General features: G+C 74.4%; 24 protein-coding genes and 1 pseudogene. 13 read left to right on the top strand and 12 right to left on the bottom strand.

Annotation, left to right across the window (positions count from 1 at the left end):
• Positions 1-14 precede the first annotated feature (14 nt).
• Together VGH76_RS01255 and VGH76_RS01250 are read left to right on the top strand one after the other, a co-directional pair.
• Positions 15-395, top strand: coding sequence for a YciI family protein (locus VGH76_RS01255; RefSeq protein ID WP_331554783.1), 381 nt, complete (start codon positions 15-17; stop codon positions 393-395).
• A pseudogene (locus VGH76_RS01250) lies at positions 392-1,638 on the top strand (RNA polymerase sigma factor). Before VGH76_RS01255 ends, VGH76_RS01250 begins: the two are co-directional and overlap by 4 nt.
• On the opposite strand, the gene VGH76_RS01245 reads toward VGH76_RS01250, so the two are convergent.
• Complete coding sequence (locus tag VGH76_RS01245) at positions 1,580-2,116, bottom strand: MBL fold metallo-hydrolase (protein ID WP_414637648.1); 537 nt, start codon at positions 2,114-2,116, stop codon at positions 1,580-1,582. The pseudogene VGH76_RS01250 and the gene VGH76_RS01245 sit on opposite strands and share 59 nt — an antisense overlap.
• Positions 2,113-2,436 carry a WhiB family transcriptional regulator gene (locus VGH76_RS01240; protein WP_331554782.1) on the bottom strand — a complete coding sequence of 108 codons (324 nt, stop codon included), beginning with the start codon at positions 2,434-2,436 and terminating at the stop codon, positions 2,113-2,115. The genes VGH76_RS01245 and VGH76_RS01240 overlap by 4 nt, the downstream gene beginning before the upstream one ends.
• A gap of 217 nt (positions 2,437-2,653) precedes the next feature.
• On the opposite strand from VGH76_RS01240, the gene VGH76_RS01235 reads away from it, so the two are divergent.
• Complete coding sequence (locus VGH76_RS01235; RefSeq protein WP_331554781.1) at positions 2,654-3,535, top strand: Rieske (2Fe-2S) protein; 882 nt, start codon at positions 2,654-2,656, stop codon at positions 3,533-3,535.
• Positions 3,536-3,760: 225 nt separating this feature from the next.
• Here VGH76_RS01235 and VGH76_RS01230 read toward each other — a convergent pair whose 3' ends face one another.
• The 3 genes from VGH76_RS01230 to VGH76_RS01220 form a co-directional block, all read right to left on the bottom strand.
• Positions 3,761-4,216, bottom strand: coding sequence for a nuclear transport factor 2 family protein (locus tag VGH76_RS01230; RefSeq protein ID WP_331554780.1), 456 nt, complete (start codon positions 4,214-4,216; stop codon positions 3,761-3,763).
• 86 nt (positions 4,217-4,302) lie between these two features.
• The gene (locus VGH76_RS01225) at positions 4,303-4,605 is read right to left on the bottom strand and encodes a hypothetical protein (protein WP_331554779.1); all 303 of its coding nucleotides are present in this window, start codon (positions 4,603-4,605) and stop codon (positions 4,303-4,305) included.
• A gap of 58 nt (positions 4,606-4,663) precedes the next feature.
• Positions 4,664-5,311: a class I SAM-dependent methyltransferase gene (locus tag VGH76_RS01220; RefSeq protein ID WP_331554778.1), complete on the bottom strand. Its 648-nt coding sequence runs from the start codon at positions 5,309-5,311 to the stop codon at positions 4,664-4,666.
• An 86-nt stretch (positions 5,312-5,397) separates the two neighbouring features.
• Here VGH76_RS01220 and VGH76_RS01215 point away from each other — a divergent pair, with 86 nt between their 5' ends.
• On the top strand, positions 5,398-5,688 hold the full coding sequence (locus tag VGH76_RS01215; RefSeq protein ID WP_331554777.1) for an SDR family NAD(P)-dependent oxidoreductase: 291 nt from the start codon (positions 5,398-5,400) through the stop codon (positions 5,686-5,688).
• A 24-nt stretch (positions 5,689-5,712) separates the two neighbouring features.
• Here the strand turns inward: VGH76_RS01215 and VGH76_RS01210 are convergent, their stop codons facing one another.
• The 3 genes from VGH76_RS01210 to VGH76_RS01200 form a co-directional block, all read right to left on the bottom strand.
• On the bottom strand, positions 5,713-6,765 hold the full coding sequence (locus VGH76_RS01210) for a cation diffusion facilitator family transporter (RefSeq protein WP_331554776.1): 1,053 nt from the start codon (positions 6,763-6,765) through the stop codon (positions 5,713-5,715).
• A 253-nt stretch (positions 6,766-7,018) separates the two neighbouring features.
• Positions 7,019-8,530 carry an MFS transporter gene (locus VGH76_RS01205; RefSeq protein ID WP_331554775.1) on the bottom strand — a complete coding sequence of 504 codons (1,512 nt, stop codon included), beginning with the start codon at positions 8,528-8,530 and terminating at the stop codon, positions 7,019-7,021.
• A gap of 77 nt (positions 8,531-8,607) precedes the next feature.
• Complete coding sequence (locus VGH76_RS01200; RefSeq protein WP_331554774.1) at positions 8,608-8,787, bottom strand: VOC family protein; 180 nt, start codon at positions 8,785-8,787, stop codon at positions 8,608-8,610.
• 120 nt (positions 8,788-8,907) lie between these two features.
• Between VGH76_RS01200 and VGH76_RS01195 the strand changes: the two genes are divergently transcribed.
• Together VGH76_RS01195 and VGH76_RS01190 are read left to right on the top strand one after the other, a co-directional pair.
• Positions 8,908-9,102: a hypothetical protein gene (locus VGH76_RS01195; protein WP_331554773.1), complete on the top strand. Its 195-nt coding sequence runs from the start codon at positions 8,908-8,910 to the stop codon at positions 9,100-9,102.
• A gap of 63 nt (positions 9,103-9,165) precedes the next feature.
• Positions 9,166-10,056, top strand: a complete 891-nt coding sequence (locus tag VGH76_RS01190) for a DMT family transporter (protein ID WP_331554772.1) — start codon at positions 9,166-9,168, stop codon at positions 10,054-10,056.
• A gap of 21 nt (positions 10,057-10,077) precedes the next feature.
• Here the strand turns inward: VGH76_RS01190 and VGH76_RS01185 are convergent, their stop codons facing one another.
• From VGH76_RS01185 to VGH76_RS01175, 3 genes are all read right to left on the bottom strand, one after another.
• Positions 10,078-10,314 (bottom strand): hypothetical protein, encoded by a 237-nt coding sequence (locus tag VGH76_RS01185; RefSeq protein WP_331554771.1) that lies wholly within the window; start codon positions 10,312-10,314, stop codon positions 10,078-10,080.
• A gap of 103 nt (positions 10,315-10,417) precedes the next feature.
• Positions 10,418-12,577, bottom strand: coding sequence for a DNA polymerase ligase N-terminal domain-containing protein (locus VGH76_RS01180; RefSeq protein ID WP_331554770.1), 2,160 nt, complete (start codon positions 12,575-12,577; stop codon positions 10,418-10,420).
• 14 nt (positions 12,578-12,591) lie between these two features.
• Positions 12,592-12,798, bottom strand: a complete 207-nt coding sequence (locus tag VGH76_RS01175) for a hypothetical protein (RefSeq protein WP_331554769.1) — start codon at positions 12,796-12,798, stop codon at positions 12,592-12,594.
• Between the two features lie 8 nt (positions 12,799-12,806).
• Here VGH76_RS01175 and VGH76_RS01170 point away from each other — a divergent pair, with 8 nt between their 5' ends.
• The 6 genes from VGH76_RS01170 (at position 12,807) to VGH76_RS01145 (ending at position 19,409) form a co-directional block, all read left to right on the top strand.
• Positions 12,807-13,592, top strand: a complete 786-nt coding sequence (locus VGH76_RS01170) for an NAD(P)-dependent oxidoreductase (protein WP_331554768.1) — start codon at positions 12,807-12,809, stop codon at positions 13,590-13,592.
• 20 nt (positions 13,593-13,612) lie between these two features.
• Entirely contained in the window at positions 13,613-14,020 is a 408-nt protein-coding gene (locus tag VGH76_RS01165) for a hypothetical protein (RefSeq protein ID WP_331554767.1), read from the top strand.
• 144 nt (positions 14,021-14,164) lie between these two features.
• Positions 14,165-15,052 (top strand): hypothetical protein, encoded by an 888-nt coding sequence (locus VGH76_RS01160; RefSeq protein ID WP_331554766.1) that lies wholly within the window; start codon positions 14,165-14,167, stop codon positions 15,050-15,052.
• Positions 15,053-15,225: 173 nt separating this feature from the next.
• On the top strand, positions 15,226-16,710 hold the full coding sequence (locus tag VGH76_RS01155; RefSeq protein WP_331554765.1) for an efflux RND transporter periplasmic adaptor subunit: 1,485 nt from the start codon (positions 15,226-15,228) through the stop codon (positions 16,708-16,710).
• On the top strand, positions 16,707-17,495 hold the full coding sequence (locus VGH76_RS01150; protein WP_331554764.1) for an HlyD family secretion protein: 789 nt from the start codon (positions 16,707-16,709) through the stop codon (positions 17,493-17,495). The genes VGH76_RS01155 and VGH76_RS01150 overlap by 4 nt, the downstream gene beginning before the upstream one ends.
• Before the next feature lie 165 nt (positions 17,496-17,660).
• Positions 17,661-19,409 (top strand): MDR family MFS transporter, encoded by a 1,749-nt coding sequence (locus VGH76_RS01145; protein ID WP_331554763.1) that lies wholly within the window; start codon positions 17,661-17,663, stop codon positions 19,407-19,409.
• On the opposite strand, the gene VGH76_RS01140 is transcribed toward VGH76_RS01145, so the two are convergent.
• The gene (locus tag VGH76_RS01140) at positions 19,406-19,954 is read right to left on the bottom strand and encodes a VC0807 family protein (RefSeq protein ID WP_331554762.1); all 549 of its coding nucleotides are present in this window, start codon (positions 19,952-19,954) and stop codon (positions 19,406-19,408) included. The two genes, VGH76_RS01145 and VGH76_RS01140, sit on opposite strands and share 4 nt — an antisense overlap.
• A 70-nt stretch (positions 19,955-20,024) precedes the next feature.
• On the opposite strand from VGH76_RS01140, the gene VGH76_RS01135 reads away from it, so the two are divergent.
• The gene (locus tag VGH76_RS01135) at positions 20,025-20,663 is read left to right on the top strand and encodes a TetR/AcrR family transcriptional regulator (RefSeq protein ID WP_331554761.1); all 639 of its coding nucleotides are present in this window, start codon (positions 20,025-20,027) and stop codon (positions 20,661-20,663) included.
• The last annotated feature ends 235 nt before the right edge of the window (positions 20,664-20,898 follow it).

Genomic DNA, 20,898 nt, shown 5'->3' with positions numbered 1-20,898 from the left:
GAGTGGGAGAGACCGTGAAGTACCTGCTGATGATCCAGATGAACCCGGAGACCTGGGAGTCGCTCTCGGACGAGGAGCGCACCGAGATCATGGGCGGCCAGGAGTCGTTCATGGAGCAGCTCACCGCCACGGGCGAGATGGTCGGGACCCACGCCCTGGCCGACCCGTCGCAGAGCGTGGTGGTCCGCGGCCGGCCCGGGGCCGCCACCGTCACCGACGGCCCGTTCCTCGAGGCCAAGGAGTACATCGGCGGCTTCTACCTCGTGGACTGCGAGAGCGCCGAGCGCGCCCAGGAGCTCGCCGCGATGATCCCCGGCACCGACCGGCTGCCGGTCGAGGTGCGGCCGGTGGTCTTCACGGCCGGCTACGGGCTCGTGGAGCGCGAGCCGGCGTGAGCCCCGACGGCGGCGTCGAGGACCTGCTGCGCCGGTGCGCGCCGCAGGTCCTCGGCGCGCTGGTCCGTCGGCACGGCGGGTTCGCGCGGTGCGAGGACGCGGTCCAGGAGGCCCTGCTCGCCGCGACCGGGGCCTGGCCCCGCCACGGCGTCCCCGACGAGCCCGTCGCCTGGCTGACCACCGTCGCCGCCCGCCGGCTGACCGACGAGTGGCGACGCGACGCCGCCCGGCGGGAGCGGGAGCTCGCCGTGGCCGCCCGGGAGCCGACGACGGCGTCCGCGCCCGCCGCCGACGTCGACGCCGCGACGGGCACCGCCGAGGACGACACGCTGGAGCTGCTGCTGCTCTGCGCGCACCCCGCGCTCTCCGAGCCGAGCCGGATCGGCTGACGCTCCGGGCGGTCGGCGGCCTCACCACCGCCGAGATCGCGCGCGCGTTCCTCGTGCCCGAGGCGACCATGGCCCAGCGGATCAGCCGGGCGAAGGCCACGATCGGGGCCGCGGGCGGGTCCTTCCCGCCACCCGACGGCGACCGCGGGGAGCGTCTGGCGGCCGCGCTGCACGTCCTCTACCTGGTCTTCACCGAGGGCCACACCGCCACCACGGGACCCGTCCTCACCCGGGTGGACCTCACCGCCGAGGCGATCCGCCTCACCCGGCGACTGCACCGGCTGCGGCCCGATGACGGCGAGATCGCCGGCCTGCTCGCCCGGATGCTGCTCACCGACGCCCGGCGCGACGCCCGCACCGACGCCGACGGGAACCTCGTCACCCTGGCCGAGCAGGACCGCACGCGCTGGGACCACACCGCGATCGCGGACGCGACCGGGCTGCTCGAGCACGCCCTGGCCACCGCGCCGCTCGGCCCGTACCAGCTGCAGGCCGCGATCGCGGCCGTGCACGCCGAGGCCGGCAGCGACGCGGAGACCGACTGGGCGCAGATCGTCGTCCTCTACGGCCTGCTCGAACGGCGCTCCGACAACCCCGTCGTCACCCTGCACCGTGCCGTCGCCGTCGGGATGGCCCAGGGCGCCCGGGCCGGTCTCGCGGTGCTCGACACGGTGGCCGACGATCCCCGGTTGGGGCGCAGCCACCGGCCCGATGCCGTGCGGGCCGGCCTCCTCGAGCTCCTCGGCCAGGACGACGGGGCGCGTGAGCACTACCGCCGCGCGGCTCGGGCCGCCCTCAACCAGGCCGAGAAGCGCCATCTCGAGCGGCGGGCGGCCCGGCTCGCGACCAGGTGATGCTGCGAGTGCTGACGCCTACAAGGAGATGGTGTCCCCGCGGGCGACGAGGTCGACCCGGTCGAGCCAGCCGGCCCGTTCGGCCTCGGCGACGAAGTCCGACAGCGGCGAGCGGAAGACCGTGTAGTCGTGTGTCCAGCCCGATTGCGCGGGGGAAGCCGTGGACGGTCTGCAGCCGTCGCGAGGCGTGCCGGGTGGTGACGATCGGCGTCGTCCGGGGGAGGCGCCGGCGGGTCTCACGGTCCCAGTGGTCGCCGTGCAGGTGGGACAGCACGACGGCGTCGACCGGGGCGAGCTCCTCCGGGGTCCACGCGGGCTCGGTCAGCCGCTTCGAGGTGAGGCCGTGCCCCAGGTAGGCGCGCTGCCCGCGGTGCAGGAAGTTCGGGTCCGCCAGCACCCGCATGCCCGCACAGCGGAGCAGGACCGTGGCGGTCCCGACGAACGAGAGCGACGGCTCCGTCGATTCCGGCCCGGTCACCGGACGACGATCCCCGCCCGGCGCGCCGCGAGCCGCCGCTCCCGGCGCTCGGCCCGGATCACCGCGCGACGCTCGTCCTCGGACTCGCCGCCCCAGACCCCGAACGGCTCCTGCACCCCGTGCGCCCACCGACGGCACGCGTCGATGACGGGGCACGCGCGGCAGATCCGCTTCGCACGGTCCTCGCGTCGGCGGCGGTCGTGGCCGCGCTCGCCCGGGGGGTGGAAGAACGCGTCGAGGTCCATCCCCCGGCACGCGGCCAGGGCCTGCCAGCGCCAGTGCTCCTCCGTGGGGGTGGGGAGTCGGGTCACCGCGGCCATGGCGGCTCCTCTCGGCGGACCCGGGACACGGCCCGGTGGGTCACGGGGCGGAGGTGGGAGCGGCTGCGAGGTCAACCCGTCGGCCCCGGTGCCCGGGTCCGGCGCGCGCGGTTTCCCACCTCGGGCGCCCTCGACACCACCTCTGCGGCGGAGGAGTTTCGGGGACCGGTACGAACGGTGATCTCCTCCTCGCCCGATCCCCACCACGGAGGTCCTCGTGCGCCCCTTCGATGACATCGACCGGCTGGCCGCCTGGCCGGCACTCGACAAGATCGCGGCGCCCGCCCGCGACCTGGTGAACCGCGTGCTCACCGACCGCAAGGTGGCCGACGTCCTGCACGGCGTCCCGATCGGGCATCCGCTGCACCCGGTCCTCGCGCAGCTGACCTTCGGCAGCTTCCTCTCCGCCGGCCTGCTCGACCTCGTGCCGCGCACCCGCCGGCCCGCCACCGCCCTCATCGGGGTCGGGCTGCTCTCCGCGGCGCCGACCGCGGCGGCGGGCTGGGCCGACTACGCGCAGGCCCACGAGGAGCAGCAGCGGGTCGGGGTCGTGCACGCCGCCGCCAACATCACGATGCTCACCGGCTACGTCGCCTCACTGGCCGCGCGGGCGCGGGGCCGCAGCTTCCGCGGGGCGCTGTGGGGCTGGGCCGCGCTCGCGGTCGGCTCCGCCGGCGCGGCCCTCGGCGGCCACCTGAGCTACCACCAGTCGCTCGGCGCGAACCACGCCGAGTCCTACCCGCACATCGGTCCCGAGGACTGGATCGACGTCGGCCCGGTCTCCGAGCTGCCGGAGGGGGCGCCCGTCTCGCGCACCTCGGGCGACGTCGGGGTCGTCGTCGTCCGCCGGGGCGAGGAGGTCCTGGCCCTGGGGGAGCGGTGCCCCCACGCGTCGGCACCGCTGTCCGACGGGGAGCTGACCACCGCCGACGGGGACGAGTGCCTGGTCTGTCCCTGGCACGGCAGCGTCTTCCGTCTCGAGGACGGGCGGGTCGTGCACGGGCCCGCCACCGCGCCGGCGGCGGTGTTTCCCACCCGCGTGCGCGACGGGCGCGTGGAGCTGCGCGTCGCGACGTGGCCGGGCGTCCCCGCGAGCTGAGATCCAGGGGACCTTTCGGGCCCACCGGGCCGCGACGAGCCCCTGGCCATGAGCACCGACCCGGGCACCACCGGCCCGGAGGGTGAGCGCCGGTTCTGGGAGCGCCACCGCCGCGCCTTCGCCGAGATCGGCTCGGAGTCCAGCACCGTCACCGAGACGGCGCTGCGCGTGGTGCTCGAGTGGACCAGCCGCGGCAGCCCGCCGGCTGAGTCACCCCCGCCTGGGTCACGCGAGCGGGATCTCCGTCGTGTCGCCCTCGGCGCGGGGCCCGACGATGCGACGGTCGGACTCGTCGATCCGCAGGTCGTTGATGCTCGCCTCCCGACGCCGCATGAGGCCGTTCTCGGCGAACTCCCAGTTCTCGTTGCCGTAGGAGCGCCACCACCTGCCGTCCGCGTCACGGCACTCGTACTGGAAGCGCACCGCGATCCGGTTGCCGGTGAACGCCCACAGCGACTTGCGCAGCGCGTAGTCCAGCTCGCGCTCCCACTTCCGCGTCAGGAACGCCACGATCTCCTCCCGGCCCTGCACGACGGTGTCGCGGTTCCGCCAGACCGAGTCCTCGGTGTAGGCCAGCGACACCTTCTCCGGGTCGCGGGTGTTCCAGGCGTTCTCGGCGGCCTGGACCTTCTTCGCCGCGGACTCGGCGTCGAACGGCGGGTAGGGCGGGCGTCCGTCCATGGGGACCTCCGGAGGCGTGGCAGAACGGGCGTTGTCGGTCAGCCTAGAACGGTCGTTCCCGGGCGCGCCCTGACGGCGCAACCGGCTCAGTCCTCGGCCTCGTCGTCCTCGTCGGTGGCCTCGTCGGACCCGTCGTCGTCCCGTGCCCCGCTGACGGTGGCCGCCCGGACCTCGTCGCCGGCGGCGTGCAGCGCGTCGATCACGGCATTGAGCGCGTCGGTCATGGCGTCGGCCAGGCGGTCCGCCTCGACGTGGAGCACCGCGTCGAGGCCGTCGGTGCCGACGGTGTGCGCGGTCGGGCCATAGCGGGCCATCGCGGAGCGGAGGAACTCCGGGGACGAGCGCACGGGCTTCGACGTCGTGGCCGACACGCGGATGTCGAAGATCATGACCAGCCTCCCGTGGCGAGGACGTGCGTCCGGGCCGGCCAGCGTCGCCGGGACGGCTTCACTCTGCCGCATCGGCGTCCGTGCGGCGGACGCGGGCGAGGAGCGCCGGCAGGTCGACGAGCTCGCCGAGGGCCCGGCCGGTGGTCCTGGCCTGGTCGTCGTGGGTGACCCGGCCGCGGTAGGTCGACTCCTGCAGCGTCTCGACGGTCCACGCGGGTGCGGTGAAGGCGGCGGGCACGGCGTCGTCGTCGATCTGCGGGCCGAAGCCCGGGCCGCGGGTGGACAGGGCGAGGACGAGCACCTGCCCGCCCGGCACCACCACGTCGGCGAGGGCGCGCGCGTAGCGGGCGCGGTCGTCGGCGTCGAAGACGTGGAACAGTGCGCTGTCCAGCACCGTGGCGAACTGCCCGAGGGCGGCGGGGGCCATCGCGTCGCCCACCGCGAACTCGGCCGCCACGCCGGCGAGGCGGGCCCGCTCCCGCGCGCGCTCGACGGCGGCCGGGGCCGCGTCGACGCCGAGCACCCGGTAGCCGAGCAGGCGCAGCAGGATCGTGTGCTCGCCCGTGCCGCAGCCGAGGTCGAGGACGGGCCCGGTGATCCCGCCGGCGCGCTCGAGCGCGACCACGGCCGGCTGCGGCTCGTCGATCACCCACGGCGGCTCGCCGGTGCGGTAGGACTCGTCGAAGGTCGTCGGTGGGGTCGTCACGGGTGTCCTCCTCGGCGCGGGGATCGGTCCCTCACACCCTCCGACCTCGATCGCGGTCGAGGTCAAGCCGGACTAGCTTCGGGATGATGAAGACCTGGTTCATCACCGGCACGTCCCGCGGCTTCGGCCGGGAGTGGGCGGTCGCGGCGCTGCAGCGCATCGGGGCGTACCACGCCTCCACGTGGGCCCTCGAGGGCTTCAGCCAGGCCCTGGCCCAGGAGGTCGCCGGCTTCGGCATCCACGTCACCCTCGTCGAGCCCGGCGGGTTCTCGACGGACTGGGGTGGGTCCTCGGCCCGCCACTCCACCCCGTTGCCCGCCTGCGACGGCGTCCGCGAGCCGGCCTGGCAGCACGTCGCCCACCTCGCGCAGGGCTGACCGACCCTCGGCGAGGCGGCGGGGCTACCGGTCGGCGTGGTGGGAGAGCGCGCCGTGCGGGTCGGTGGTCCCGTCGTGCCGGGCGTGGTCGGTGTGCACCGTCGCGCCGACCAGGCGGGGGACCGCGTGCAGCAGGGCGTGCTCGGCGTCGACGGCGATCGCGTGCGCCTCGACGACGGTGAGCTCGGGAGCGACGACGACGTCGGTCTCGGCCCGCAGCTGGTGGCCGATCCAGCGCATCCGGACCCCGCCGACGGCGCGGACCCCCGGCACCGCGGCGAGCACCGCCTCCGCGTCGTCGACGAGCGCGGGATCCACGGCGTCCATGAGCCGGTGGTAGACCTCGCGGGCGGCGTCGCGCAGCACCAGCAGGATCGCGAGCGTGATGACGAGGCCGACCTCGGGGTCCGCCCAGTCCCAGCTCACCGCGACCCCGCCGGCCCCCAGGACCACCGCCAACGAGGTGAGCCCGTCGGTGCGCGCGTGCAGCCCGTCGGCGACGAGCGCCGCCGAGCCGATGCGGCGGCCGACCCGGATGCGGTACGTCGCGACGGCCTCGTTGCCGAGGAACCCGACGACGCCGGCCACGGCGACCGCGAGCAGGTGGGAGACGGGATGCGGGTGCAGCAGCCGGTCGACCGCCTCCCAGCCCGCGACGACGGCCGAGGCGGCGATCACGAGCACGACCACGATGCCCGCGAGGTCCTCGGCCCGCCCGTAGCCGTAGGTGTAGCGCCGGGTCGGTGCCCGTCGACCCACCACGAACGCGATGCCCAGGGGGACGGCGGTCAGCGCGTCGGCGACGTTGTGGACGGTGTCGCCGAGCAGCGCCACCGAGCCGGACAGGACGACGACGACCGCCTGCACGACCGCCGTGACCCCGAGCAGGGCGAGCGACCACCAGAGGGCGCGCACGCCCTCGTGGCTGGCCTCGAGCTCGCGGTCGAGACGGTCGGCGGCGTCGTGCGAGTGGGTCGGCAGGCGGTGGAGCACCCGCCGCCACCAGGGTCGGGCGCCGTGCCCGTGGCCATGACCGTGCGGATGGCCGTGGCCGTGCGCGTCCTCGTGTGTCACCACTGCTCGTCCTCCGCTCGAACGATCAGCAGGAACAGTAGGGAGCCCGGCCCCCGGCGTCAGCCCGGGGACCGGGCCGGCCCGCTCAGGTGGCCGGCGACATCTCCGCCTCGGTGTCGGCCCTCGGCGAACATCTCGCGCAGCTGGGACTCCTGGTCACTGCTCCTCGATGCCCACGTGGCGCGTGGACGCCGCGCCGACGTGCGGGGAGGTCCCACGGGGCCCGGTGCCTCGGGACGTAGTGCCCTGGCCGCCCCTAGTCGGCCGGCCGCGCCCCGGCCTGGGGAAGGGTGTGGATCGTCGAGGCCGCTGCCGCCGCGAGGTCGATGGTGTGCGGGCGGCGGACGTCGCGCCCGACCTTCCACGCCAGCAGGATCCCGGAGGCGGAGATCACGGCGAGGACGAGGCACGCCCGGCCGAACCCGGCCGCGAGCGCGTCGGCGCCCGCCTGTCCCGCGTCGGCCTTCGCCGACGCGACCCGGGCGACGATGCCGGCGGCGACGGCCGTCATGACCGCCCCGCCGACGTAGCGGGCCATGTTCGAGATGCCGGACGCGGCGCCGACCTGGCGCGGGGGCACGCACGCCGTCGAGAGTGACGACGCCGGTCCGTTGGAGAGCGCGAGCCCGACGGCGACGCCGAGCAGGGGCACGAGGAACGCGCCGTAGCCCCAGGCCGGGGTGACGAAGGCCAGCACCGCGAACGAGGCGGTGAGCAGCACGAACCCGGTGAGCACCACGGCCCGGGCCCCGAACCGGTGCGCCAGCGGGGTGACCAACGGCGCGACGACCACCACCGCGGCCGCGACGGGGAGGGTCGCGATGCCGGCCATCAGGCTCGACATCCCGAAGATCAGCGGGTTCTGGAAGTACAGGCTGATGAGGAAGCTGATCGCAGCGATCGCCCCGGCGCCGATGAGGATGGCCGTCGTCGCACCGACCAGCAGGCCGTTGCGCAGCAGTGCGAGGTCGACCAGCGGCGCGTGGACCCGGCGCTCCACCATGACGAACGCCACCGCCGCGACGACCGAGGCCACCAGGCAGCCGATGGTGCGCGCGGACGCCCAGCCCCAGGAGGACGCCTCCGTCACGGCGAACACGAACGGCACCAGCGTGCCGGCGACGAGCAGGGTGCCCGCCACGTCGATCCGCCGGGGCCGGTCCGGGTCCGAGGACTCGGCGACGGTCGCCCAGGTGACCGGGATGCACACGGCGGCCACCACGGCGTCGATCCAGAACAGGCCCTGCCAGCCGGCGACCTCGTTGAGCACGCCGCCGATCACCGGGCCCGCCGCCGCCCCGACCGCCGAGGCGCCGCCCCACAGCGACACCCCCCACAGCTGGCCACGCCCCGAGGAGGCCACCGAGAGCAGGCTGAGCCCGCAGGCGAGGATCGTCGCCCCCGCGGCTCCCTGGATCACCCGGCCGATGACGACCATGCCGCCGGTCGGCGCGAGGGCGATCAGGACGCACGAGGCGACGAAGAGCAGCAGACCCCCGACGAAGACCTTCCGGCGGCCGAACACGTCGCCGAGCGCCCCGGTCGTGATGATCGTGGCGGCGCCCATGAGCAGGTAGCCGGTGACCGCCCACTGCAGGACGTCGATGGGTGTGCCGAGGTCGGCGCTGATCGACGGGATGAGGATGCTGACCGCGGAGGTGTTGGCGTTGACCACCAGCGTCGAGACGCAGGCGACGATGAGCACCCCCCGCCCCGGCCGCACGCCCGGTCCGTCGGTGGTCCCGGGTGCGGTGTCGAGGCTCGCCATGACGACCAGGCTGGACGGTGCCCGACCCCGGGCACCAGGTCCGAAGGGCCCGCACTCGCCGGGGCCGAGGGCGGTGCTCATCCCCCCGACGGGGCACGGCTGAGGTCGACGACGCCGTCCGCCGTGACGAGGTTCCGCCAGGTCGGGCTCGCCCACTCCTCGCTCGCGGACAGCGGGAGCGCGGCGGTCCAGAACGCGACGGCACGGTCGAGGTCGGTCACACCGATCACGGGGAAGCCCAGGCGCAGCACGGCCACACCCTGGTCCCTCGCCGCCCGGAATGCACTCCCCGGGACCGATGACGGGCCCGTGTCGCGGGAGTAGCGTCCCGACCCTCGACGACGACGGTGACGACGAGGTCATCGGAGGTGTGCTCGATGTCCGACCCGAAGCACGACGACACGACGACGCAACGGCCGGTCGCTCCGGAGACCGTGCGCCGCGGTGACGTGCGCGGCCTGCTGGAGTCCGCCCGGCAGTGGGCCCGTCAGCAGGGGCTCGCGGTGCCGACCCACGGCGCCCTCCCGCCGGGGGTCGTCGCCCAGTACCGGCGCCGCCAGACCTGGGAGTAGCGGCACCCGGCGCCGCCACCGCGTACCTTCCGCTCTCGGGACGAGCGTGGGAGGACCGCGACGATGCTCCTGACCGGGCTGGTGGTGGCGGTGGCCGCCGCCGCCGCGAACGCCCTCGGGTCGGTGCTGCAGCGCTCGGCGTCACGGCACCACGACCCGACCGCCGGGCGTCGCCGCGCGGTGCTCGCCCTGCTGCGCCGCCCGGCCTGGACGGCGGGCATCGCCGGGCACGTCGTGGGCTTCGTCCTGCAGGCGGTGGCGCTGACGCTGGCGCCGATCTCGGTGGCGCAGCCCATGCTGATCACCGAACTGCCCTTCACGCTCGTGCTCAGCGCGCTCCTGCTCCACACCCCGATGGGCCGCCGGGCATGGGCCGCGATCGCGGTCATGGTCGTGGGGCTCGCGGCGCTGCTGTTCTGCCTGGTCCCGAGCGGCGGTGACCCGGCCGCGACGTCGGGGACGTCGTGGGCGGTCGCGACGGCCGCCGTCGTGGTGGTCCTCGGCGTGCTGGCGGTCCTGGGCCGGGCCGGGCGCGGGCGACGGCGGGCGCTGTGGTTCGGGCTCGGGGCCGGGGTGACCTACGGCTTCAACGCGGCGCTGCTCGCGGGGCTCGGACCGGCCTACGCCGGTGGTGTCCTCGAGGTCCTCACCACCTGGCAGACCTACGGGGTCCTCGTCGGCGGCATCGTCTCCTTCCTGTTCCTCCAGCAGGCGCTCCAGGCCCACGACCTGCTCTGGGCGCAGCCCGGGATCACGCTGGCGAACCCGCTGGTCGCGATGGTGTGGGGGTTCGCGGTGTTCGGCGAGCAGGTGCCGGTGGACGCCTGGACCCTGGGCGGGCTGGTCGGCGCCGCGGGGATCGTCGCCGGGACGGTCGTGCTGAGCCGCGTCGAGAACGAGGCCGTCGACGACCAGGGTGCCCACGACGACGCCCCGCCCGCGGCGCCGGCCTGAGCCGGGCCGGCCGACGACTCCTCAGCGGGCGGGCCCCGACGCCGCGGCCCTCGCCCCGCGTTCGGATGTGGTGGGCCCGGCGGGCGCCGTACCGAGCAGCAGCGGCGGCACGGTCAGGACGAACAGCGCCCCGCCGATGATGAACAGGGTCCAGTTCGGCGGACTGGCCTGCGTGGCCCGCGCCAGGCCCATCGCCAGCAGGACGAGCGACGCCGGCAGGGCGGTCATGAGGCCGAGGAAACGGAGGATCTCGGACATGGCGCCTCCTCGTGTGGTGGGAACCGTCGAGGATCGCGCCGCCCGGCTGCCTCGTCACCACCCGTCGAGAACCCCGGGTTGGCGACGAGGCGGTGGAACGGTCTCAGTGCACCTCCGGGAGGGTCTGGGCGCGGCCGAGGAGCGGGCGCAGCGGATCGCCCGCGTCGGCCAGCCGATCGGGCAGCGTCCGGATCGTCCAGCGGTCCGGTGTGAGGTCCGGGTCGTCGAGCTCGTCCCATCGCAACGTCGTCGAGACCGGCGCGTCGGGTGACGGCCGTGGGCTGAACGGCGCGACCAGGGTCTTGTTGATCGCGTTCTGGGTGTAGTCGAGCCGGGCGAGCCCGTGGCGCCGGTCGGTGTGCCACTCCCAGGAGACGAGCTGCGGCGCGGTCCGGCCGACCGCCCGGGAGAGCTTCTCCACCCAGGCGCGGGTGTCGTCGAAGGTGTACCCGGCGGCGATCGGCACCCAGATCTGGATGCCGCGCTTGCCGGTGACCTTGGGCGCCGCCTCGACCTGCAGGTGGTCCAGGGCGGTGCGGTAGAGCCGCGCGAGCTGCAGGACGTCGTCGAACCCGACGGCCGGTCCGGGGTCGATGTCGATCAGCGCCCAGGTGGGCTGGTGGACGTCGGGGAGGGCCGAGGTCCAGGGGTGCAGCTCGATCGCCCCGTAGTTGGCCATCCAGACGAGCCCGGCGGTGCTGTCGAGGACGAAGTAGTGCTGCGTCTCATCGGGCGCGGCCTCCGCGTTGTGCCAGCGCCGCAGCCACCCGGGGGCATGACCGGGCACCTCCTTCTGCCAGAAGCCGGGGCGGGTGACGCCGTCGGGGTAGCGGTGCAGGTTCACCGGACGCCCGGCCAGGTAGGGCAGCAGGGAGGGCGCGACCCGGGCGTGGAAGCGGACGAGGTCGCGCTTGGTCACCGGCGGCCCGGCCTCGCCGGGGAAGAGGACCTTGTCGAGGTTGCTGAGCACGACCTCCTGGCCGCCGACCGACCACGTACCGCCGCCGTCGAGGGCGTCGAGCGCGGCCAGCTCCTCGTCGGTGGCGGCGGCCTGCCGGCGGGGGTCGGAACCGGCGAGGGGGACCTCGGCCTGATCGGCGGGCGCGTCGCTCTGCCACATCGCCGCCGGCGCCGCGGCGACCTCGTCGTTGGTGCGGCCGCTGAGCACCGAGCGCGGGTGGTCCTCGGGGTCCCAGCCCTCCTGCGCGTGGTCGTCGTGCTTGTGGACGAGGACCCACTGCTCCTTGCCCGACCGGTCGTCGCCGTCGCGGGCCCGCCGACGCACGAGGACGAACCGTCCGGCGAGCTTCTCGCCCTCGAGGTCGAGGTGCAGCTCCCCGGCGGCGACGGCGGCCGCGGGATCGTCGGTGCGGGCGGGGTGCCAGACGCCGCGGTCCCACACGATGACGTCGCCGCCGCCGTACTGGCCCGCGGGGATGATGCCCTCGAACATCGCGTAGTCCAGGGGATGGTCCTCGACGTGGACGGCCATGTGCCGCGCCGACGGGTCCAGGGTCGGCCCGCGGGGGACCGCCCAGCTCGCGAGCGCGCCGTCGATCTCGAGGCGGAAGTCGTAGTGCAGGCGGCGCGCCCGGTGGCGCTGGACGACGAAGATCGGGGGCCCGTCGCCGGACCCGCCGCCGGTCGGCTCCGGCGTCACGTCGAAGTCGCGCTTGCGGACATACGTCGCCAACCGGTCCGGGGCGCCGGCGACCGCCGAGGCCACCCAGTCGCCCGACCGCGCCCCGGCCTCGTAGTGCGAGGTCCGGCGCTTGGCGACGACGCCGGGCAGCCCGTGCCCGCGGGCGATGTCGAGGACCTCGGCGGGCGAGGTGTCGGTGAACGCCGGCGGGACCACCACCGGCGGGGCGAGGTCGAGGGCCTCGAGCCGCGCGCGTCGCTCGTCGTAGGGGCGCTCGCGGAGGTCCTCGCCGTCCACGGCCAGCAGGTCGGTCGCGTAGAGCGTCGCCGGCGCCTGCCCGACCAACTGCTCGTCGGGCTCGGCGGTCCGCACGCGCCGGGCGAGGCGGGTGGCGTCGGGGCGGCCGTGACCGTCGAGCACGACGATCTCGCCGTCGAGCAGAAGGTCGCGACCGTCTCCGGCGCCGGCGAGCTCCGGATAGGCGGCGGTGAGGTCGTCGCCGTCCTCGCCGGTGACCACGACGCCATCGGGACCCGTCCCGACCAGCACCCGCACCCCGCCCCAGGCGAACTCCACGGCCCAGCCCGCGCCCTCGGGCACCTCGCCCGGGGTCGCGAGCATGGGCCGCACCGTGCTCAGCCCGCGGACTCGGTGCTGCTGCCGTCGAGCTGGGCCTTGAGGTTGGCCAGCGTCTGCTCGAGACCGGCGCGGATGCCCGGGCCGTCGGCGTGCTCGGTGTGCATCCAGGCCTCGCCCTCGTACCGGTGGCCCTCGACGTCGCCCATGACGGGGGCTACCCGGCCGGTGGTCGCGGAGAACCGGGGCCGGGCGCGGGGCACCATGTCCCCCCGTGGCCACGACCCTGCTCATCACCGGCGCCGCCGGGCGCATCGGCGGCATGCTGCGCCCCCGCCTGGCCCGCGCCGACCGCACCCTGCGCCTGCTCGACGTCGCCGAGATCGCCGACCCGGGGGAGCGGGAGGAGGTGGTGACGGCGTCGGTGACCGACCTCGAGGCGCTCACCGAGGCCTGCCGGGGCGTCGACGCCGTCGTGCACCTCGGCGGCATCAGCGGCGAGGCGGCGTGGAGCGCGATCCTCGACGTCAACGTCCACGGGACGTTCACCGTCTTCGAGGCCGCCCGACGCGCCGGCGTCCCGCGGGTGGTGTTCGCCAGCAGCAACCACGCCGTCGGGTTCCACCCCGCCGTCGACCCGGTGCCCGACGACCTGACCCCGCGTCCGGACACCTTCTACGGCGTCGCGAAGGTGGCCGGCGAGGCCCTCGGGAGCCTCTACCACGACCGGTACGGCCTCGACGTGGTCTGCCTGCGCATCGGGTCGTGCTTCGCCGAACCGCCCGACGCCCGCGCGCTCGCCACCTGGCTCTCGCCCGACGACGTCGCCCGCCTCGTGGACGCCGCGGTCACCGCCCCGTCGCCCGGCTTCCGGATCGTGTGGGGCGTCTCGGACAACACCCGGCGTCGGTTCTCGCTGACCGGCGCGTATGAACTGGGCTACCGCTCCGGCGACGACGCCGAGGTCTTCGCCGACCGCGACCTGCCCACCGATCCGTGGACCGACCCCTTCGTCGGCGGCGGCTTCTGCGGGCCGCGGTACGACGAGCCGGGGGCCTGAGCGGGGTGCGCCTCGCGTGGGTGACGACGCGGGCGGCCCGCGGGCTCGACCAGGACGAGCCCCTCGGGCTGGCCGCGCTCGCGGCGGCCGGGGTGGACGTCGACGTCGTCGACTGGGACGACCCCACCGTCGACTGGGGCCGCTACGACCGGGTGGCCCCGCGGTCGACCTGGGACTACCCGGAGCGCCTCGACGCCTACCTCGCCTGGCTGGGCGCGGTCGACGCCGTGACGCAGCTCTGCAACCCGGCCGCGGCGATGCTGTGGAGCCTCGACAAGCGTTACCAGGTCGCGCTCGCGGCCGACGGGGTGCCCTGGGTCCCGACCACGGTGGTCGCGCCGGCCCAGACGCTCCCGGTCCCCGAGGGCGGCGTCGTCGTCAAGCCCCCGTCGGCACCGGCGCGCCTGGCCGCGGTGCTCAGTGGCTGAGCGGCAGTTCCGGCAGCTTCACCCGCTCCGGCTCGATGACCTCGATCGCCGACCCTGGTGCGCCGCCGCCTGTGACGCGGCGCGCCTGTGATGCGGGCCCGCCCCGGGAGCGCTTCCGCCCCCCGCTTCGCGACGATGTGGCCCATGTCGGACACCGCCGCCGTGCCCTGCGCGCTGACCCACCCCGGGGCCTACCCGGCCCTGCGCGACGTCGTGCCGCGCTACTCCGACCTCGGCCCCGACGGGATGATCTCCGCGACGGGCCTCGCGCGATGGTTCGAGGACGTCCGCGTGACGGTCGAGCTGCCCGGGTTCCGCCGGCTCGTCGAGGACGGCGAGTTCGGGCCGTTCCGGGTCCTGCTCGCCGCCCAGCACGTCGACCGGCTCGCCCCGATGCGCTGGGACGGCAAGTACCGCATCGGCGTCGGGATCCGCCGGGTCGGCAACTCGTCGTTCACCTACGGCTACGGCGTCTTCTGCGACGACCGCTGCGTCGCGCTCGGCGACACCGTCACGGTCTTCGCGACGGCGGCCGGGCCCGCGGACCTGCCGGACGCGCTGCGCTCGGACCTCGCGGGCCTCGTCCTCGAGGAGCCCGACGTGCCGCCGGCCCTGAAGCCGGGCCCCGAACGCCGCGACCGCGCCGCCTACCCCTTCGCCGTCTCGCTGCGCGCCCGGGTGGGCGACATCGACACCAACCGCCACGTCAACAACGTCGCCCTGCTGTCCTGGTACGCCGACGCCGTGGCGACCCTCCAGGAGGAGATCCTCATCTCCGGCTGGGGCGGCCCGCCGCCCGAGATCGCGCCGCACGAGTTCCGCGTTCAGTACGTCGCGGAGGTCGGTTACCCCGCCGAGTACGAGGTCGGGGTGGCCGTCCTGGACCAGGCGACGGATGACGCGGGCGCGCCGACGGTGCACTACGGGCTCGGGGTCTTCCTCGGCGACCGCTGCGTCGGGCTGGCCGACGCGACCGGTCCGCGTGGCGACCTGCCGCCCGACGTCCTCGACGCGTGGCGTCCCACGGACTGATCACCCGGCGGCCGGTGCTGGGAGGATGCGCGCCATGGCCGACCACATCGCGAGGCACTCGGTGACCTCGGGGACGTGATGATCACCTCGTGAGGTGACTTCCGGACCGGGAGTCGTATCCCAGATCATCCCGACGCGTTGTCCTGGGCGTGACCCGTTGCTCCGTCCGACGGATGACGCTCCCCGCGCTGGTCGTCGTTTCCGCCCTCACCCTGGGCGCCTGCGGCGGTTCGCAGAGCGCCGGACCTCCCCAGACCGCGCGCGTCGAGCCCGCCTCGATCAGTACCGGCGTGGAGTCGAGCGGATCGGTCTCCGCGCTCGGCGCCACGAACCTCGGGTTCTCGACGGGTGGTCAGCTGACGTCCGTGCGGGTCTCGGTCGGTGACCAGGTCACCCCGGGCCAGATCGTCGCCACCATCGACGACTTCAACGCCCGCCAGCAGCTGCGCAACGCGCAGTCCCAGCTCGCGGCGCAGGAGGCCAACTACAACCGGGTCAAGGACGGCACCGCGGTCGGCGGGGCCCAGAACTCCGTCGACGCCGCTGCTTCGGTCGTCTCGGCGACGAGGCGGCAGGCCGACGCGACGCTGCGCTCCGACGACGCGGCGATCAGCGCGGCCCGGGCGGCCATCCCGCAGGCGCAGGCGGGGCTGGCACAGGCCCAGGCGGCCCTCGCGGCGGACATCGCGGCCTGCCAGCCCACCTACCCGACGACGCCGCCGGCTCCCTGCCAGAAGATCCCGGCGGACCAGTACGGCGTGCAGTCGGCACAGCAGGGCGTGCAGACCGTGCAGCAGCAACTGCTGCAGGCCCAGCAGAAGCGCAACGTCGACGCGGCCGCGGGGAACCTGCAGGTGGCGAGCGCGCGCCAGGGCCAGGTCAGCGCCCAGAACGGCCTGGACTCCGCGAGCGCCGACCGCCCGAACACCCTCGACGCGGCCGCCGCGGCCGTGGACGGCGCCCGCACCGGTGTCGCGCAGGCCCAGAAGGCGCTCGACAACACGACGCTGCGCGCCCCGGCTGCCGGAACCGTCTCGGCGCTCAACGGCGTGGTGGGGGAGTACGTGGCGCCGTCGTCGTCGACCACGCCCTTGGCGCCGGGGGCCGATGCACCCATCCCCGGGGCCGCCCAGGCGGCGGGCGGTGCAGCGGGCACCGCCACCGGCGCGGCGTCCCCGACCCGTCCCGGGGGGACGCAGTTCCTCGTGCTGCAGAACGTGGCCCGCTTCGCCGTCGTCGTCCCCTTCCAGGAGGTCGACGCGGCGAAGATCGCACCGCAGCAGCGGACCACCGTCTCGCTGGACGCGATCCCCGACCGCACCTTCGACGGCACGGTCCTCTCGGTGGCCCCGTCCTCCACGGCGATCGGCGGCAGCGTGGAGTACTACGTGACGATCGCGCTGCCGAGTACCGACCCCCGCGTCCACGACGGGCAGTCCGCGCAGGCGACCGTGATCACCTCGGAGTCCGACCAGAAGATCAGTGTGCCGAACTCCGCCTTGCACCGGCAGGGCGACAAGGCCACGGTCACCGTCGTGGAACCCGACGGCAGACAGGTACCGACCCCGGTGACGACCGGCCTCGTCGGCGCCGACCGCACCGAGATCACCAGCGGCCTCTCCCAGGGCCAGCAGGTCCTCCTCGGCGGTGGCGCGTGAGCACCCCGGAGAGCCCCGAAGGTGGCACGGCCACCTCGGTCGACGCAGCGACGCCAGCCGACGGGACCCCCGCCGAGGGCACCCCTGCCGAAGGCACCGGCGAGGAGGGGACGAAGCGTCGCGGGCTCAAGCGCTCCACGAAGATCTCCCTGGCGGTCATCCTCATCCTCGCCCTGGTCGCGGCGGCAGCGTTCGCCGCGAACTACTTCATCAACTCCAGCAAGGTCGTTTCGACGGACAACGCCCAGATCGACGGCACCCAGATCCCGATCGTGGCGCCGACCAGCGGCACGCTCGTCGGGTGGATGGGCACCGTGGGCAGCGTCCTGCACCGCGACCAGGTCGTGGGGCGCGTCCGGGAGCAGGGCGCCTACGTGCAGCCGCAACTCCCGATCCGGGCGCCGGCCGCCGGCACCATCGCGAACTCCGAGACCACCGAGGGTGCCTACGTGACGGCGGGCGCGCAGCTCGCGGTCGCCTACGACCCCACCAACGTCTACGTCACCGCGCGGGTCGACGAGACCGACATCGACGAGGTCCAGGTCAACCGGCCCGTGGACTTCACGGTCGACGCCTACCCGGGCCGCACGTTCCACGGCACCGTCCAGCAGATCCAGGGCGGCGCCGCGGCGGTGTTCTCCCAGTTCCCGCAGTCCAACTCCGGGGGCAACTTCCAGAAGGTCACCCAGGTCATCCCGGTGCGCATCGGCATCAACGACCCGCAGGGCCTCGACCTCATCCCCGGCATGAACGTCACGGTGAGCATCCACAAGCCCGGCGACTGAGGGTTCACTCGACGATTGTGGGAGACGTCTCCCACATCGGCGAGCGGCCCGATCCGCCTCGTCCTACGGTTCCGTCGGGTGACGTGACGCCTCCCGGGGCGCCGCGTGACGCCGCTGCCCCCGGGCATCCCCGGGGGACGCCGTCGGCGAGGAGGAAGCCCACGCATGTCGACCGAGACCGAGGTCGGGGTCACCCCGACCACGCTCGACGACGGGCACCGCGGCTCGACGCTCCCGGACACCCGGGAGAACGGCCACCCACCCGCCCGGCCCGCGACGCTGGAGCCCCGTCACGGGACCGCGGCCGCGCCGGCGCCGGCGAAGCCCGCAACGGCGAAGCCGGCTCCGGCGAAGCCCGCGGCGCCGGCCGCGCCGGAGCAGCCCGGTCCGCGGTCGAACTGGCTCGTGCCGCTGCTCGTCCTCGTGGTCGGCATGTTCATGTCGGTGCTGGACATCAGCATCGTCAACGTCGCCATCTCGACGATGCAGAACGACTTCGGCGCGACGACCGACCAGATCCAGTGGGTCTCGACGTCGTACTCGCTGGCCGAGGGCGTGATCGTCCCGGCGAGCGCCTGGCTGGGGGCGCGGCTCGGGCTCTCCCGCACCTACACCTTCGCGATGATCGGCTTCGCGATCTTCTCGGCGTTCTGCGGCCTCGCGTGGGACGTCCACAGCATGATCGTCTTCCGCATCCTGCAGGCGATCCCCGGCGGCGTCATCCCGGTCGTCGCGCTCTCCATGCTCTACAAGATCGTGCCGAAGAAGAGCATCGGCGGCGCGATGGGCATCTACGGCCTGGGCATCGTGTTCGCCCCGGCGATCGGCCCGACGTTCGGCGGCTACCTCGTCGAGTACGTCGACTGGCGGCTGATCTTCTTCATCAACGTCCCGGTCGGCGTGCTCGGCGTGCTCGGCGCGGTCCTCCTGCTTCCGCGCTTCCACCCCGAGCCGGGGATGAAGTTCGACCTGCCCGGCTTCCTCGCCATCGCGGTCGGTGCCTTCTCGCTGCTCCTCGCGCTCTCCGAGGCGCCGACCTGGGGCTGGACGTCCTACCCGACGCTGATCCTCATCGTGCTGGGTGTGCTGTGCCTGGCGCTCTTCGTCGTCATCGAGCTCGAGGTCGACCAGCCGCTGCTCGACGTCCGGGTCTTCAGGACCTGGGCGTTCAGCAACTCGCTCATCCTCATCGCGATCGTCTCGGTCGGGCTGTTCGGGGTCCTGTTCTACATTCCGTTGTACCTGCAGCAGTTCCAGAACATGGGGGCGTTCGACACCGGGCTCCTTCTGCTGCCGCAGGCCCTCGTCATGGCGGTGATCATGCCGATGGCCGGACAGATCTACGACCGCTTCGGCTCCCGCTGGCCGGCCGCGATCGGGCTCGCGATCGTCGCGTACGCGACGTGGGACATGGCGACCCTGACGACCGACACCCCGCACGGCCACCTGGAACTGGTCCTTGCTATCCGCGCCGCGGGCATCGGGCTCGCCATGATGCCGATCATGACCGGCGGGATGGCGTCGCTGCCCCCCGCGTTCACCTCGAACGGGAGCGCGTTCAACACCGTCGTGCAGCGCACCTCCTCGGCCATCGGTCTCGCCGCCATGACGGCGCTGATGACGCTGCAGCAGGCGCAGGGACTGGCGGACCGGAGCGGGTTGATGTCGTCCTCGGGGAGCGGCGGGATGGCGTCGTCGGGTGCCTCGTCCGCCGCGTCCTCCGGCGGGGCGAGCAGCGCGTTCGTCCAGCAGTATTCGATGCACGAGACCCTGCAGAGCCAGGTCTTCATCACCGCGCTGAACGACCTGCTCATGGTCACTGCGATCCTCACCGCGATCGGCGTCCCCCTCGCGCTGATGCTGCCCAGCGGGAGGCCGGCGGCGCACGAGGGTCCGCGGGTGATCGAGGGCTAGACGGTCCGGCGGCGGGAGAACCCGAAGCCGGGCAGCCGCATCAGCCCGGAGCGCCGCAGGTACACCTGGCTGGCGACCTGCAGGACCAGGTACACCACGGCGTACTGGATGCCGTTGACCGCCGGGACGACGTCGACGGGCAGGGTCTGGGCGACGACGATGCGGACGGCTGCGTCGACGAGTAGCCCCACGCCCCAGAGGACGGTCAGCACCCGCCACACGCGACGGTAGAGCGGGAAGCGCGCCCACACCGAGTCCCAGTCCTCGCCGGGCGGGCCGAGACGCCCCTCGGCGAGCGGGCGGGCGATCGAGAAGACGAACGGCCGCCTCGCGCGCCGGCTGGCGAGGAAGAACAGCCCCGCGAGGCCGGTGATCCACCCGTCCCGAGCGAGCAGGGTGCCCCGGCAGAGGTAGTAGAGCGCGACCGGGACGACGACGTCCGCGACCGCGACGGCGATCGCCACCCGGCCGGAGAGCCGGTCCCGTCGGGCCCGCTGCGGCCCGGTGCCGCCGGGCTCCAGCCCGATGGTCGGCTCGGTCGTCATGCCATCGCTCCTCCGTCGGCGTCCTTGTATAACTGTACAAGAGTCAGCATGGTTGTGCTAGATTGGTGGCGTGCCGGCGAGGACCGAGGGAGCGCGGACGTTCACCGAACGGGCGCGGCGGGAGCAGATCGTGCGCGCCGCCGTCGAGACCCTGGCGGGGCTCGGGTACGCCGACACCTCACTGGGCAAGATCGCGAAGACGGCCGGGCTCTCCAGCGTCGGGATGGTGTCCTACTACTTCACGGGCAAGGCCGAGCTGATGGCCGAGGTGGTCTCGACGGTGCTGGCGACGGCCGAGGAGCTCGTCGCCCCGCGGGTGGCGACCGCCGCCACCGCGGTCGAGCAGTTCCGCGCGTACGTCGAGGGGAACCTCGAGTGGGCGGCGACCCACCGGTCCGACGCCGTCGCGCTCGTCGAGATCGTCATGGGCACGCGGGGGACCTCCGCGCCGGTGGACCTCGAGCCGGCGGTGGGCGAGGTCGTCGCCGGCCTCGTCGCCCGGGCGCAGGCCGAGCGGGCGGCGGCCCGTGAGGCGGCAGGAGAGCCCGCGCTCGATCCCCTCGACCCGGCCGTGGTGGCCGGGGCGGTGCGCGGCGCCGTCAACGGCGCCGTCGGGCGCTCGCTGCGCCGGCGGCCCGGCCCGGGACCCGACCCGGAGCTCGCCGGGGAGGGCGCGACCCTCGCGGAGCTGTTCGTCCGGGGCCTGTGACGTTGGGGGCGTCACCGCCGGTGGTCCTGCCGCTCCTCGGCGCGCTCATCTGCCTCCTCGCGGTCGGCGTCATCATGTACGCGCCGCGATAGCGGGGGAGATCCCGCTCCCGCGGCGTCGCCGGGTCAGGGAGGATGGCGGTGTGAGCGCCGACCTCGACGAGCTGCGACGCCTGCGCCGGGCGCGTGACCGGATGGACCGGGAGTACGCCCAGCCGCTCGACGTCCCGGCCCTG

It is taken from the genome of Actinomycetospora sp. (assembly GCF_036497585.1).
Lineage (GTDB): Bacteria > Actinomycetota > Actinomycetes > Mycobacteriales > Pseudonocardiaceae > Actinomycetospora.
Note: the sequence above shows the minus strand (reverse complement) of the source record. Positions and strands in the feature narration are given on the sequence as shown.

Excerpts from the sequence above, each read along its gene's own strand:
- VGH76_RS01240 (WP_331554782.1), bottom strand. The coding sequence starts at position 2,436 with ATGGCCGCGGTGACCCGACTCCCCACCCCCACGGAGGAGCACTGGCGC.
- VGH76_RS01230 (WP_331554780.1), bottom strand. The coding sequence starts at position 4,216 with ATGGACGGACGCCCGCCCTACCCGCCGTTCGACGCCGAGTCCGCGGCG.
- VGH76_RS01225 (WP_331554779.1), bottom strand. The coding sequence starts at position 4,605 with ATGATCTTCGACATCCGCGTGTCGGCCACGACGTCGAAGCCCGTGCGC.
- VGH76_RS01215 (WP_331554777.1), top strand. The coding sequence starts at position 5,398 with ATGAAGACCTGGTTCATCACCGGCACGTCCCGCGGCTTCGGCCGGGAG.
- VGH76_RS01205 (WP_331554775.1), bottom strand. The coding sequence starts at position 8,530 with ATGGCGAGCCTCGACACCGCACCCGGGACCACCGACGGACCGGGCGTG.
- VGH76_RS01195 (WP_331554773.1), top strand. The coding sequence starts at position 8,908 with ATGTCCGACCCGAAGCACGACGACACGACGACGCAACGGCCGGTCGCT.
- VGH76_RS01190 (WP_331554772.1), top strand. The coding sequence starts at position 9,166 with ATGCTCCTGACCGGGCTGGTGGTGGCGGTGGCCGCCGCCGCCGCGAAC.
- VGH76_RS01185 (WP_331554771.1), bottom strand. The coding sequence starts at position 10,314 with ATGTCCGAGATCCTCCGTTTCCTCGGCCTCATGACCGCCCTGCCGGCG.
- VGH76_RS01180 (WP_331554770.1), bottom strand. The coding sequence starts at position 12,577 with ATGCTCGCGACCCCGGGCGAGGTGCCCGAGGGCGCGGGCTGGGCCGTG.
- VGH76_RS01175 (WP_331554769.1), bottom strand. The coding sequence starts at position 12,798 with ATGGTGCCCCGCGCCCGGCCCCGGTTCTCCGCGACCACCGGCCGGGTA.
- VGH76_RS01160 (WP_331554766.1), top strand. The coding sequence starts at position 14,165 with ATGTCGGACACCGCCGCCGTGCCCTGCGCGCTGACCCACCCCGGGGCC.
- VGH76_RS01155 (WP_331554765.1), top strand. The coding sequence starts at position 15,226 with ATGACGCTCCCCGCGCTGGTCGTCGTTTCCGCCCTCACCCTGGGCGCC.
- VGH76_RS01145 (WP_331554763.1), top strand. The coding sequence starts at position 17,661 with ATGTCGACCGAGACCGAGGTCGGGGTCACCCCGACCACGCTCGACGAC.
- VGH76_RS01140 (WP_331554762.1), bottom strand. The coding sequence starts at position 19,954 with ATGACGACCGAGCCGACCATCGGGCTGGAGCCCGGCGGCACCGGGCCG.